General features: G+C 61.3%; 7 protein-coding genes and 1 tRNA gene. 5 read left to right on the top strand and 3 right to left on the bottom strand.

Features of this window, described 5'->3' with window-relative positions; genetic code table 11:
* Positions 1–399 precede the first annotated feature (399 nt).
* Both V5E97_RS34900 and V5E97_RS34895 read left to right on the top strand, forming a co-directional pair.
* Positions 400–1,707: an efflux RND transporter periplasmic adaptor subunit gene (locus V5E97_RS34900; protein ID WP_406696148.1), complete on the top strand. Its 1,308-nt coding sequence runs from the start codon at positions 400–402 to the stop codon at positions 1,705–1,707.
* Entirely contained in the window at positions 1,704–2,495 is a 792-nt protein-coding gene (locus tag V5E97_RS34895) for an MFS transporter (RefSeq protein WP_406696147.1), read from the top strand. The genes V5E97_RS34900 and V5E97_RS34895 overlap by 4 nt, the downstream gene beginning before the upstream one ends.
* Positions 2,496–2,865: 370 nt before the next feature.
* Here V5E97_RS34895 and V5E97_RS34890 read toward each other — a convergent pair.
* Both V5E97_RS34890 and V5E97_RS34885 read right to left on the bottom strand, forming a co-directional pair.
* Positions 2,866–2,952, bottom strand: a tRNA-Leu gene (locus V5E97_RS34890).
* A gap of 133 nt (positions 2,953–3,085) precedes the next feature.
* Entirely contained in the window at positions 3,086–6,430 is a 3,345-nt protein-coding gene (locus tag V5E97_RS34885) for a hybrid sensor histidine kinase/response regulator (RefSeq protein ID WP_406696146.1), read from the bottom strand.
* 874 nt (positions 6,431–7,304) lie between these two features.
* Between V5E97_RS34885 and V5E97_RS34880 the strand changes: the two genes are divergently transcribed.
* Together V5E97_RS34880 and V5E97_RS34875 are read left to right on the top strand one after the other, a co-directional pair.
* The gene (locus tag V5E97_RS34880; protein ID WP_406696145.1) at positions 7,305–8,708 is read left to right on the top strand and encodes a sigma-54-dependent transcriptional regulator; all 1,404 of its coding nucleotides are present in this window, start codon (positions 7,305–7,307) and stop codon (positions 8,706–8,708) included.
* Between the two features lie 522 nt (positions 8,709–9,230).
* Positions 9,231–10,469 carry an anion transporter gene (locus V5E97_RS34875; RefSeq protein ID WP_406701264.1) on the top strand — a complete coding sequence of 413 codons (1,239 nt, stop codon included), beginning with the start codon at positions 9,231–9,233 and terminating at the stop codon, positions 10,467–10,469.
* 344 nt (positions 10,470–10,813) lie between these two features.
* Here the strand turns inward: V5E97_RS34875 and V5E97_RS34870 are convergent, their stop codons facing one another.
* On the bottom strand, positions 10,814–11,257 hold the full coding sequence (locus V5E97_RS34870) for an acyl-CoA thioesterase (protein WP_406696144.1): 444 nt from the start codon (positions 11,255–11,257) through the stop codon (positions 10,814–10,816).
* Positions 11,258–11,547: 290 nt separating this feature from the next.
* Between V5E97_RS34870 and V5E97_RS34865 the strand changes: the two genes are divergently transcribed.
* The gene (locus tag V5E97_RS34865; protein WP_406696143.1) at positions 11,548–13,446 is read left to right on the top strand and encodes a CocE/NonD family hydrolase; all 1,899 of its coding nucleotides are present in this window, start codon (positions 11,548–11,550) and stop codon (positions 13,444–13,446) included.
* Positions 13,447–13,491: the final 45 nt, after the last annotated feature.

The following is a 13,491-nucleotide window of genomic DNA, read 5'->3' as shown; positions in this document are numbered from 1 at the left end:
CTCCGTCCGGCGAGAAGACGGCACGCCGGTGGGGTCGGCCTTGTCGCGGAACTTATCGAGCCGCCAGTAGACGGACGACTGAACCGATTGAAATCTGCTCCGGCGGTGGCGTGGTTCTTTCCAGCCTACGCCTTTTGTGCGGGTGAGCCGATGACGCGTAAGATGGAGTATGCGGTGCCCCTGCCACAACGGCCCGATCTCGGAGGCGATGCTACTTGACCCCCGATCCCCACCAGCAGGCAACCACAGAAGACGCGCCACTCGAGACGGCCAGCCCGACCGGGGCCGGACCGGTGGACTTCGTGACGCCGCCGGTTGTGGTCGTCCCCCGTCCGGCCAGGCCGACCTTGTCGCCGCGGCGTAGGGTCTGGGGGCGGGCTACTGGCCCTCGCGGCCGTCGTGTGGTGGGCGTGGCCTGGGGTCGTCGAGTGGCTCAACACTGTCTCGACCGATGACGCCTACGTGGATAGCCACGTCACCATCGTCGCCCCCCGGGTGCCCGGTCAGGTCGCCCGCGTGGTGGTGGACGACAACGCCCAGGTCAGGAAGGGCGACCTCCTGGTCGAGCTGGACCGGGAGCCGTACCAGAATCAGGTCGAACTGAAGCGGTCCGGGGTCGAGGTCGCCGAGGCGGACTTGTCGGCGGCCGAGAGCCGGGTCCGAGGTGACCTTGCCCTGGCCCGCGCCCAGCGGTGGAAGCTCCAGATGGCCATCGAGGGCGTGGATAACCAGGTGGCCACCCTCCGGTCCCAGGTGGCCGCCCTCCGGAGCAAGGAGGCGACCCGGGACCTCGCCAAAATCGAACTCGCCCGGACCGAGCAGTTGCTCCGTAAGGGCGCGTCCTCCCGCGAGGAGTTCGACCAGGGCACGAGTGCATACAAGGTGGCCGAGGCCCAGGTCCGCCAGGCCGCCGAGGAGGTGCGCGTCGGCCGCGCCTCGCTCGGCCTGCCGCCCGACCCGCCCGACGGCGGGAGCCCTGCTGACGTCCCGGCCGACCTCGACCAGACGTTCTCCGGAGTCCGACAGGCACTCGCCGACCTGATCCAGACCATCGCCCAGGTCGGACTCCCCCTGGCCACCAGCGAGGCCACACCGTCCCAGTTCCTGGCCGAGTTCCGCAAGCAGGACGACGAGGGCAACGTCGACCGGATCTTCGCCAAGCTGGTGCCCGACGCCCCGGCTGTCAAGCAGGCCCGCGCCAAGGTCGCGCAGGCCCAGCGCGACCTGGCCCTGGCCGACCTGGACCTGCGGTACTGCGACGTCCGCGCCGAGATCGACGGGGTGGTGTCCCGCAGGGCCGTCAACCCCGGCAACCATGTCGTGGCCGGCCAGCAGATGATGGCCGTCCGGTCGCTCACCGAGGTGTGGGTCGATTGCCATTTCAAGGAGACCCAGTTGGTCGACGTCCGGATCGGCCACCCGGTCGACCTCCGGGTCGACGCCTATCCGGGCCGGGTGTTCCGCGGCCGGGTGAGCGGGTTCGCGCCCGGGACCGGGGCGGCCCTGGCCGTCCTGCCCGCCGAGAATGCCACCGGGAATTTCGTCAAGGTGGTCCAGCGGCTGACCGTCCGGGTCGACCTGGCGGAGCCGAACTCGCCCGAGGCTCCGCTCGCCGCCGGCCTGTCCGTCGTGCCGGTCGTCAGGATCCGGGAGGAGCCCACCGGGCCGGACGCCGGGGCCCGGCTCCAGTCAGGTGGCGGCAGATGACACGGACTCCGACGGTCCAGGGCGTCATGGTGATCGGGAGGGGGCCGGACCGGCGGGGGCTGGCCGCCGTGCTGGCCCTGGCCGGGATGACTCTCATCGCGGTGGTCTCGGTGAGCCTGCCGGTGGCATCCACTCGTCACGTGGCCGGCGGGGTCGGGGCGGCCCGGCGCGACGCGGTGTGGGTGGTGAACGCGTACCTGGCGGCCAGCATCGTCGCCGTCCCCTTGGCCTCTCGCCTGGCCTCTCGCCTGGCCTCCCGCCTGGCCGATCGGGTCGGTCGCCGTCGGGCGTGCCTGGGGTGCGTCGCGGGCTTCACCATCGCCACCGCCCTGTGCGGGGCGGCCACCTCCTTCACAGGGCTGATCGCCGCGCGGCTGCTCCAGGGACTGCTCGGCGGGATCCTGGTGCCGCTCGCCCAAGCCAGCCTGGCGGACCTCGCTCGGCCGGGGCGGCCGAGCCCTCTGGCCGCGTTCAGCGTCGCCCTGCTGATCGGCCCGGCGATCGGCGGATGGTTGACCGACGCCTATTCCTGGCGCTTCATGTTCCTGGCCGTCGTCCCGTTCTGGGTTCTCGCCCTGGCGGCGTGCGTCCGCTGGCTGCCGGACGACGCACCCGGATCGTCGGCCCCCGGGCGGTTCGACTGGGTCGGCGCGGCCCTGCTAGTCGCCGGTCTGGCCTGCCTGGAAATCGTGCGGACCGAAGGGCAGGTGTGGGATTGGTTCGAGTCCCGGACCGTGGTCGCCCTGAGCGCCGGGGCGGCGGCCGCATTCGCGGCGGTCGCGGCCTGATGCCTGCGGGGGCCCGACCCGCTCATCAGGCTCGACCTCCTGCGTGACCGCCATTTCCTCGCCTGCATCGCCCTGGGCGCGGCGACGACCTGCGTCTACATGGGGTCGCACCCGCGCCCGACGACCATGACGCGGGCGGGCAGTCAAAGCTCGCCCGTTTGAATGGCTGGGACTCCTCGACGATCCGGTGAAAGCCCCGGGGCAGGACATAGCGTGCCAGTTGCCTTTGATCTGACAAATGAAGCAACGCATGGAAGTCGGCCTCGAGTATCCGAGGGTCCTCCCTCGTGATACCCAAAGAAGTCCGATTCCAGTGTAAGAAAGGGGGTAAACGAACAAAGCCCCCTTGCGGGGGCTTTGTCGTAAACAGTGCCGGAGACAGGACTTGAACCTGCACGAGCATGGTTAGCTCACTAGCCCCTCAAGCTAGCGCGTCTGCCAATTCCGCCACTCCGGCGTTTCGTCTTAGTGTTTAGCACCAGGTTTTGTCTTAGTGCTCAGCACCAGCGAGAATCACATAGTACCCGGGAATCGCTGAGAGTCAATAGCCTGGTTCCAAATTGAGCGAGAATTCCCTGAACTCGAGGGCATCAGGGCTGAAGGCGGAGCTTCTTGATCGACAGGTCGGCGATCTGGGACATCAGGTCTCGGGCCATGATTTCGAGCTCGCTGACCAAGTGCGGAGCCTGATCGAGTTGGTTGAGGGCGGCTCGCTCTTCAAGATCAGACGCCAAATCTCCGGCAGGCCGGGAGAATGCGGAGAGCAACCCCGCGAGTTTGTGGGCCGCGTCGCGAAGTCTTGGCGAGTTTTGGTCACGGAGGGCGTCGCGCACCTCGGTCAATCGGGCGGGCGCATACGTTCGGAAGTCTTCGCAAAGTTCGCGCAGGACCGCTTCGTCGTCTCCGCAGGCGGCCAGCAGGGTCGCGGAGGTCAAGAGCGAGCATGCCCCCTCGCCACTGGCGGCTTCTCCTTGGAGGGGAATCGAGCGGTGAAGGACCAGTCCCTCGATCACCGCGAGCAACTCGTCGGTCCGGATCGGCTTCGGGAGATAGTCGTCCATCCCGGCTGCGAGGCAGCGGGCGCAATCTTCCGGCTGTGACCGCGCCGTGAGAGCAATCACGGGAAGGTGGCCTCCCAAAACTTTCTCTTGTTTCCGGATCGCTCGGACGACCGCATAGCCGTCGAGCTTCGGCATGTGAAGGTCGAGAAGTAGAAGGTCGAATGCCGTCGTCTGAGGCGAAGGGGTGAGTTTGTCGCAGGCGATGGTTTGCTCCCAGTCGCCGCCCGGATGCTGATCCAGAAAAGGCGCCGGCCGTTCTTCCAGTCCGAGCATGGCGAGCGCTTGATGGCCGTCCTCCGCGACCTGCACGAAATAGCCTCGCTTGGTCAGCAGACGCGCGACGAGCCGGGCGTTGAATTCGTTGTCCTCGGCAACAAGGAGGCGCAACGGGGTTGAACTGGGGGCCGGTGGCTCCGACGGTTCCACCGAGGGAGGGATGCCATCGATCGCTTGATCCATGACCCGAAAGATCGTTTCGAGCAACTCGTGCTGCTGAACAGGCTTGAGGAGTTGGCCGGCGACTTGCAATTCCCGGAGCCGGCGTTCCTCACCCGGATGAAACCCCGACGTTAACATGATCACGCGGGTGGCGGAAAGTTCGGCGCGTCGGCGGATCATGGCGGCGAGCATCAGTCCGTCGGTATCAGGCATTCGAGTGTCGAGCAACGCCAACGCAAACGGCTGACCCGCGGCTGCGCTTTGTTGAAGGGTGTTCATCGCCGCCATGCCGTTGCTCCTTGCGGTCGGCTTCATCTTCCAACCGACGAGCCATGCCTCCAGGGTACGGCGGCTCGTGGCATTATCGTCGACGACGAGCACAGGCAGGTTATGGAGTGAGGCTGGTGATTGGTCGCATTGGCGTTCGGATCGACGCGGCTGCCGCCGGAACCGCACCGTGAAGACGAACTGGCTACCTCGGTCCGGCTGGCTCTCGACCTCGATCGTTCCGTCCATCAAGGCCAACAGTCGGGCGGCGATGGTCAGTCCCAGGCCGGTCCCGCCGTATTTCCGGGTGGTCGAGGTATTCTCTTGTTCGAACGCAAGGAAGATTTTCGCTTGATGAGCGGGAGGGATGCCGATGCCCGTGTCGCGCACCTCGACCCGGAGGGACACCATATCGCCCGGCCTGGCGATCTCAACCACACCCACATCCACGACGACCTCACCCGCCTCTGTGAACTTGATGGCGTTGCCCACGAGGTTGAGCAACACCTGTTTGAGCCGGCCCGCGTCGCCGATGAGTGCATCGGGCACATCGAGTCCGACCTGGCAGACTAACTCCAAGCCCTTCCGATGGGCACGGAGGGCGAGGAGCCGCATGGTGTCGCTCAGCGCGGACCGGAGTGAGAACTCGGTTGAGGCCAACTCCAGTTTCCCCGCCTCAATCTTGGAAAAGTCGAGCAGGTCATCAATGACACCGAGGAGGTTGGCGGACGCGGACATTGCCGTCTGGAGGCAATCCCGCTGATCTCTCGTGAGGGGGGTGTCGAGAGCCAACTCGGTCATACCAATGATGGCGTTCAACGGGGTGCGGATCTCATGGCTAACATTGGCCAGGAACTCGTCCTTGGCTCGGTTGGCCGACTCCGCGGTGGCTCTCGCCTGCCTCAACTCTATCTCGAGGCGTTTCCGGTCGGAGATGTCGTGAATCACCGCGATTGCGTAGGTGGGTTTGCCCGTCACCACGGGCTGAGGAACAACCGACACCTCGCTCCAGAGGAGCGAACCGTCCTTGCGAATGGAGCGCTGCTCGAGTGAGATGCGATTCGATTCACCTCGCAAGAGCGGCGAGAATAACGCGAGACTTGCCTTCTGATCTTCGGGGAGGGTGATGTCCTGGAACGACTTTTCGAGTAACTCCTCGCGCGAGTAGCCGACGATGCCGCACAGGGTCTCATTGACGCGGAGAAAGTGGCCTGCGCAATCGACGTGAGCGATTCCGACGGCCGCGTTCTCGAATGTGCCGCGAAATTGCTCCTCGCTCGCGAGAAGCGTGAGCCAAGCTTGCGTGCGGTCGTGGATCTCGCTTGCTTCGAGGATGAGTCGGACAACCTGGCCTCGTTCGTCTCGTAACGGCTTGAGGGAAAGGTCGAGGACCGCGATTCGCTTATCGACGCATCGGACCTCGACCTTGCAGCGGACGAACTCACCACACGCCGCGTCGGCAATTGCGGCCCGTATTTGGGTTTGCGCCGCGACGGAATCTGCCCACCACCGAGCTTCCCAAAAGGGGCGGCCGACCACCTCTTCCCACCTCAGGCCTCCGAATTCAAGCGAGGCACGATTCGCATCAATGACCGTCCCGTCGAGATCAAGCAATCCCGAAAGCAGAAACATGCGACTGAACGTGCCGTGGTTAGGACGCTGGCTCCGTCGTAAAGCCGCCTCGTCCTGATGTCGTTGGATCACCAACGCAGCCTGACTGGCTCCGACGCAGAGGAGGAGGTGATTGTCCTGACCTGGGAAACCAGCTTGTGTCGAACCAGCTACCAGGACACCAACCTCTCCGTCGTCTCCCAGGGGGATGACGACGATCCGCGACTTCCCGGTTCCAACCGGATTAGGAACCGAAGAGGGCGAGTCGGCATGAGCGAGATCCAACCAGGGGGCCAAAACCTGCCCGATCTGACGTGTCTGATCCTGGGAGGCGGGCCGCTCAAGGGTTCGGGACACCTCGCTCGCGGACCCGTCCGACTGATCACGAAGGCGAAGATAGACGAAGTCAGGGCGCAGCCGATCAAACAGAATGTCTGCCAGGTTCTCGGCAACCTGAACGGGAGAAGAGCCGAAGCAGGACGTTGGGAACGCTGAAAGCGCAACCAGATCCCGGATCGTGCGGCGAACCGTCCGGATGTCCTCAGTGGGATGCTCCATGGTTCGAGGCCTTCTCAACCCAGTGGCTCGCCACCGGTCGAAGCTCGTTCTCGCAACGCGAGAAGGGTTTCGTCGGAGGGAACATCGAACGAATCGTTCCGGAGAATTCCACCGCTGATAACCGTCGAGTAAGATCGACCCCTATTGAGAATCATCACGTCGCTTGGCTGAGTCACTTGATATGCGAAACACACAGTATATGCGAAACACACAGTGCCGACGTCCTTGTGACGGAAGCGATTCTGATTCACCCAAGGTTCGATTGTGCTGAATTCATGCAACCTGAGCCGAGAAGCCACACCATCAGGTCATCCTGACGGGTTGCCCGCGATGGCAGGACCCACCATAGTTGGATCTTATCAATCGTAAGTCATGGAAATTACGTGGGGTGACAGGAAACGGTGGCACTCCTCCGCCGGTCAGTTCAAGGGTGACCACTCGGGAAGGTTGGGGGTCGAATTCATACTTCGTTCAACAAACAGGTCGGGTGTGCGGTTTGGAGTCGATTAACCATTGCAAAAACAAACAGCGTGCCAGACCGGTCGATGGTTCGACGTCGTCGCGGAAGACCACCGCAAAGTGAATTGTTTCAGAGGCTTGCGACGAGCATTGGTTAAATTTTGAGCCTCGGATTTGCCGCATGAAGTCGGCACTCAATTGCGACAGATTGTCACCTCGATTGGGTGAATGGGTCCTTTTTGTCTCGCCCGAGAGCTTCGAGACGGCCTCAAAGTTCGGTTATCGCGGAGGATTCCACAACTCGCTCCGCGCTTTCTTTTCAGACTTTGATGATGCCCTCACTTGGCGCAACGTGGCGTAGCCCTGAGAATGACGCGAGTTGGGACGATGCACTCGATTCGCCGAGAGTGGTGTCATGGCCCGTCTATTGCTTGTCGATGATGAGCCGGCTTTAGTGCCGACACAGGTACGCCAGGCGTTCCCGGCCCCCGAACACTACGTCGAGGTGGCGCGCACCGGGGCAGAGGGGTTGGCCCGCATCCATGCCAGACCGCCTGATGTCGTGCTTCTTGACCTGAGACTTCCCGACCAATCCGGCCTTGTGGTGTTCCAGGAGATCCGTCGCATTGATGCGCGGATTCCCGTGATCTTCATCACCGCCGCGAGAACGGCGGATGCGGCCATTGAGGCAATGCAACAGGGCGCCTATGATTATCTTTTTAAGCCACTCGACTTGCGCCAGTTGCAGCGGGTTGTCAGTGAGGCGCTCGAGGTTTCGCGACGGATGCGCGAGCCGGCCGTGGTCACCGATGCTGCTCCTGACCCCGATGCCGAGGACGCGATTATCGGCGGATGTCCGGCGATGCGCGAGGTCTACAAGGCGATCGGACGGGTCGCGGCTCAGGACGTCCCCGTGCTCATCACGGGCGAGAGCGGAACTGGCAAGGAGTTAGTCGCGCTTGCGATTTATCAGCACGGCCCTCGGGCTCGAGCGCCGTTTCTGGCGCTCAACTGCGCTGCGATTCCGGAGAATTTGCTTGAGAGCGAGCTCTTCGGTCATGAGAAAGGCGCGTTCACGGGGGCTGACCGCCGCCGCATCGGCAAGTTCGAGCAGTGCTCAGGGGGGACGATCTTTCTCGACGAAGTGGGTGACATGCCGTTATCCCTTCAAGCCAAGGTTCTCCGGCTGATGCAGGATCAGTCGTTTGAGCGTGTCGGCGGGAGCGAGACGGTACGGACCGATGTTCGTCTGATTGCCGCCACTCACCGTGACTTGAAAGCCTATTGCGAGGAGTCGAAGTTCAGGCCGGACCTTTATTATCGGTTGGGCGTTTTCACCATTCATCTGCCGGCCCTGCGCGAGCGAGGCGACGACTTGCCAATGCTGGTGATGATGTATGTGCGTCGTTTCAGTCGAGAACTCGGCCGTGAGGTGCGGGAAGTTGACCCCGAAGCGATGGAACGCCTGTGTGACTACTCGTGGCCGGGGAACGTGAGGGAATTGCAGAGCGTTCTCAAACAGGCCTTACTGCGAGCCAGCGGTACGGTCCTGCTCTCAAGCTTCTTACCGACCGACCTGCTTCCCAACGTTCGTGCCGTTCATACGACCGTGGGAGTGAATCGACATCACCCCAGTGTCACGCTGTCTGAATTAGAGCGCGAAGCCATTCAGGAGTGCTTGATTCGGACCGGTGGCAACCGGCAACGGACCGCGGAGCTCCTGGGAATTAGCACTCGCACCCTGCTTCGGAAGATTCGCACCTACGGGATGGAAGATCCGCTTCGCCCGAGCCCAGGCGACCAAGACTTACTCTTTTGAAATTCAACATATTCCGCAACAGAATTGGCGGACCTGCAATCGCGGTGACAGTCCGCGCTCACATCATGGATCCCATGACAATCGAGAGGCTTGCGAGGGTACGAACCCATGAGATTTGCTTCTTCGCACGATCAGCTCTCGATTCTCCCCTCCTCTCAGCCTTCATCCTCTGAACGCTCTCGCCTCGGTCGCTGACGCCGGGTTCGATCGAGGTTCAAAACGATTCAAAGTTCAAAAAGTGGCGGACTTCCCCCAAGAGCAGGGGAGGGACTCGTCCGTTTCGTCTGGATCAAGCAGACGCTTTGTGGTTCTCGAGGGAAATGGGACCATCGCGACCTCGATTGTCGTGGCGTTGGTTCCAGAGGCCAACGCTCGCGTTTTCGAGTTCTCTGCTTGAAAGCGCCTCTCCCCATTTGGGTCCGGCCGCTGATCTTGTCATGCCATCTTGACATGACAGGAACCAGAGATGATATGTTGGGTCCTTTGAATTTCGGCAGCGTGGAGGAAAAATCGCTCGTGACGATGCAATCGGCCTCGATTCCCCTAGTTTCAACAATCTTTGGTCTGACGTACCTGGCCCTGGCCCTTGGCAAGATTCCCGGGCTGCGGATTGATAGGGCGGGGATCGCTCTGGTAGGCGCGGCGACCATGCTCGCCTGCGGCCTGATCTCGATGCCGGATGCGGCCAAGGCCGTCGACTACGATACGATTGTGCTCCTGTTCAGTATGATGGTGATGGTCGCCTCCCTTCGGATGTCGGGGTTTTTCGCCCTGGTGACGGAGCAGATCGTTGCCCGGTTTTCCGGACCCTTTGCGCTGCTTGCGGTGACGATTGCGCTCTCGGGCGTCCTCTCGGCGTTTCTGGTCAACGACGTCGTCTGTGTCGCGCTCACGCCCTTGGTCCTGCAACTCTGCCAGCGGCTGAGGCGACCACCGATCCCTTATCTCATCGGACTGGCGACGGCCTCAAATGTCGGCTCGGTCGCCACGATCACGGGGAATCCGCAGAACATTATCATCGGGTCGCTCTCACATATTTCCTACCTCAGATTCGCGTCTCGGTTGGCCCCCGTTGCCGTGATCGGCCTCATCTTGAACTTCGTCGTGGTGGCGTTCGTCTACCGCAAGGTGCTTCGCGCAGTGAAGGACCAGCCGGTAGTGGGGAACGCGGCGTCAAGGCCCAGAACACATCGCCGACTTTTGATCAAGGGCGTTGTGGTCAGCATGATGACCGTGGCCTACTTCTTTGCGGGGAAACCGATCCCGTTGGTGGCACTCGTCGCGGCCGCGGTTTTGATGCTCGACCGGGTTCGCCCCGAGAAGCTCTACCGAGCGATCGACTGGCCGCTGCTGGTGATGTTCACCGGCCTATTCGTCGTCGTTCACACCTTTGAGGTGAACGTTGTGCATACCTGGGGAATCGACGGGTGGGGGGCGCTTCGACAATCGCCGGTGATGCTCGTCAGCGGCTTGTCCGTGATTCTGTCGAACCTGGTGTCAAACGTCCCCGCGGTCTTGTTGTTCAAGCCGTTGATGGAAGTGATGTCGCAAAAGGAACTGGCCTGGCTGGCGCTGGCGATGTCGAGCACACTGGCGGGAAACCTGACTCTGCTGGGCTCGGTCGCCAACCTGATCGTCGTCGAGAACGCCCGCCGCGCAGGCACCGACCTGGGCTTCGTGGAGTATCTCAAGGTTGGTGTGCCACTAACGCTCGTGACGATCCTCGTCGGAGTCGCCTGGCTGCAGTTCGTTCACTATTGATCGAGATCACTGAGGAGAACATCCGCACCAATGGCCAGCGATCAAGGTTAACGCTGTTTTGAAGAATCACCGTTCGAACTCATTATTCAACTCGAACTCATTATTCAACTGACCAGTCAGCCGATAACGAGCACGCCGTCGGATCGCCGATCCGGGCATCGGACGCTTGGCTCCGCTTTAAGTGGAGTCCCCGCAGTGATCGGAGAAACATATATATCAATACATCAATTAATACGAATGCCAGGAATTAAGGAAATCCTGGTCTGTGGACGACGGCCCGGCGACGAGTCGCCGTGAGCGAGAGAGAGACACGTTCCACTCGGCTCCAGGCCGTCGGTGCCGAGTCAGAGTGATTCTCCTTCGAGGGCTTCGATGGCTCGTCGGATTGGGTCAGGAACAGGGTGAGGGCGATTGGTGGAGTAGTCGAAGACAACGATCGTCGACTTGCCTTCAGCGGCAAGCGCCTGGTTCGATTCAGTGAATAGTTCGTGCTCCATCGTGATGCTGGTCCGTCCGATTCGAGTGACTTTCGCCCCGATGATCACGCTCTCCGGAAAGGTGATCTGTCGGCGGTAATCACAGGTGATCGACGCGAGGATCGGGCCGACCTTCGCGGCGGACATCATCTCCGTGAGCCCGATTTGACCGAAATAGGCGATCCGAGCACTCTCGAACCAGCGAAAGTAGACCGTGTTGTTCACGTGGCCGTAGGCATCTTGGTCGCCCCACTGCACGGGCAGTGTGATGAAGACCGGGAATTTCGAAGGGAACGCTGGTTTCGAGTCCATGTTCGAGCTCTACCCCAAGACACAACCTGCGATGAAACGCAATCTCGCGTAACATCCTGCCACCATAACTCCAGCCACGCAACGATCAGCTGCGACACCCCAGCCGCGGGGCTGCACGAGGCCCCTGCCTGCTCTCGGTTGCGAAATCACTTGGCCCTCCGTGAGCCAGCCCCATTTTCCGAGAGGCCACGCCTTGCGTATCGACGTGGACCGGACTAACTTCCTAGTCTTTGTTCATCGGCCTGTCGGTGGTTGATGGCCCTCACCCTGTGTCGATGGAGGACTGACGGATGCGAGTGCCCGGCAAATCCACGGTGTTGACTTTTCTGCTGGGGACCTTCGTGGCCGGGCTGACGACCCGACAGGTCGCCGCTCAAGGTTTGGAGTACGTGAAGTCCCACTACACCAAATTCGACTATCAAGTTCCCATGAGAGATGGAGTAACCCTCTTCACCTCGGTCTATGCCCCCAAGGATCACAGCCAGAAGTATCCGATCCTCATCAACCGGACCCCCTACAGCGCGCGGCCCTACGGCGTCGATCGCTATCGCCCTGACCTGGGCCCGTCCGAGAGTTTCGCCAAGGAGGGTTACATCTTCGTCTACCAGGACGTCCGGGGACGCTGGATGTCCGAAGGAGACTTCGTCCACGTGCGACCTAATGTTGCGCGGAGCGGAGGAGACAAGTCCATTGATGACAGCACCGATGCGTGGGATACGATCGACTGGTTGACCAAGAAACTCGAGAATCATAACGGCCGGGTCGGCGTCTGGGGCATCTCCTATCCCGGGTATTATACCTCGGCCTCGCTGATCAACGCACATCCCGCACTCAAAGCGGCGTCGCCTCAGGCCCCGGTGACCGACTGGTTCGTAGGAGACGACTGGCACCATAACGGAGCCTTCTTTCTGACCCATGCTTTTAACTTCATGGCACGTTTCGGTCGCCCCAGACCCGAACCCACGAAGAAGTTCGACTTTGTCTTCGACCACGGAACGCCTGACGCTTATGAGTTCTTCCTCCGACTTGGCCCCCTCTCCAACGCCGAGAAAACGCATTTCAAAGGCGAGGTCTCGTTCTGGAAGGAATTGATGGAACATGGGAGCTATGACGAGTTCTGGAAGGCACGCAACCTCCGACAGCACCTCAAAGAGATACGCCCCGCCGTCCTGACTGTCGGGGGCTGGTTTGACGCCGAAAATCTCTTTGGCGCCCTAGAAACCTATCGGAGTATTGAATCTCAATCGCCCAACGCATCCAACACGCTCGTCATGGGCCCTTGGATTCACGGTGGCTGGGCCCGAGGCACGGGCGAGTCGCTGGGCTCGGTCCAGTTCAATGCGAAAACATCCAGTTACTATCAAGAAACAATCGAATTCCCCTTCTTTGAATATTATCTGAAGGACAAAGGGAAGGCCGTTCATCCCGAGGCGTGGGTCTTCATCACGGGAAAGAATGAGTGGAGCCAGTTCTCGGCGTGGCCGCCCCGGAACGCGAAACCACGATCACTGGTCTTCTTGCCCAAGGGACGCCTGGCCATTGACGGTTCCACCGACGAAGCACTCGACCAAGATTCCAAGGCGCATGATGACTACGTGAGCGATCCGGACAGGCCGGTTCCCTATATTGCCGACATCGCGCCCGAGATGAAGAAGGAGTACATGATCGCCGACCAGCGTTTCGCTTCGCGACGGCCTGACGTGCTCACCTACTCGACCGCTGTCCTTGAAGAGGACGTCACGATAGTCGGTCCAATCAACGCGAAACTTCATGTTTCGACGTCAGGGACCGACTCCGACTGGGTCGTCAAGCTGATCGATGTTTACCCTGATGATTTCCCCGATCCGGAAAAGAATCCGACCGGCGAACGCATGGGGGGCTATCAGCAACTGGTTCGGGGGGACGTCATTCGAGGCAAGTTCCGCAATGGCTTAGATCGGCCCGAGGCGTTCACGCCCGATCAACCCACTCCTGTCAACTTCACACTCCCCGATACTGGTCACACTTTCCGACCTGGCCACCGCATCATGGTGCAGATCCAAAGTTCTTGGTTCCCGCTCGTCGACCGAAACCCACAGAAGTTTATGGACATCTATTCCGCCAAGGAGTCGGATTTCCAGAAAGCGAACCAGAAGGTTTATCGGTCGAAGGAACACCCCTCGCATATCGAGGTTCTTGTTCTCCCTTGACTTGATCGCAATGAATAACGAGATCAATTCTGATTCTCTGTTCTT

Origin of the sequence: Singulisphaera photorubra (genome assembly GCF_045290345.1) — a bacterium.
Classification (GTDB): Bacteria; Planctomycetota; Planctomycetia; order Isosphaerales; family Isosphaeraceae; genus Singulisphaera.
Note: the sequence above shows the minus strand (reverse complement) of the source record. Positions and strands in the feature narration are given on the sequence as shown.

Coding starts and splice junctions, on each gene's coding strand:
- V5E97_RS34880 (WP_406696145.1), top strand. CDS start 7,305: ATGGCCCGTCTATTGCTTGTCGATGATGAGCCGGCTTTAGTGCCGACA.
- V5E97_RS34885 (WP_406696146.1), bottom strand. CDS start 6,430: ATGGAGCATCCCACTGAGGACATCCGGACGGTTCGCCGCACGATCCGG.
- V5E97_RS34865 (WP_406696143.1), top strand. CDS start 11,548: ATGCGAGTGCCCGGCAAATCCACGGTGTTGACTTTTCTGCTGGGGACC.
- V5E97_RS34875 (WP_406701264.1), top strand. CDS start 9,231: ATGCAATCGGCCTCGATTCCCCTAGTTTCAACAATCTTTGGTCTGACG.
- V5E97_RS34870 (WP_406696144.1), bottom strand. CDS start 11,257: ATGGACTCGAAACCAGCGTTCCCTTCGAAATTCCCGGTCTTCATCACA.
- V5E97_RS34895 (WP_406696147.1), top strand. CDS start 1,704: ATGACACGGACTCCGACGGTCCAGGGCGTCATGGTGATCGGGAGGGGG.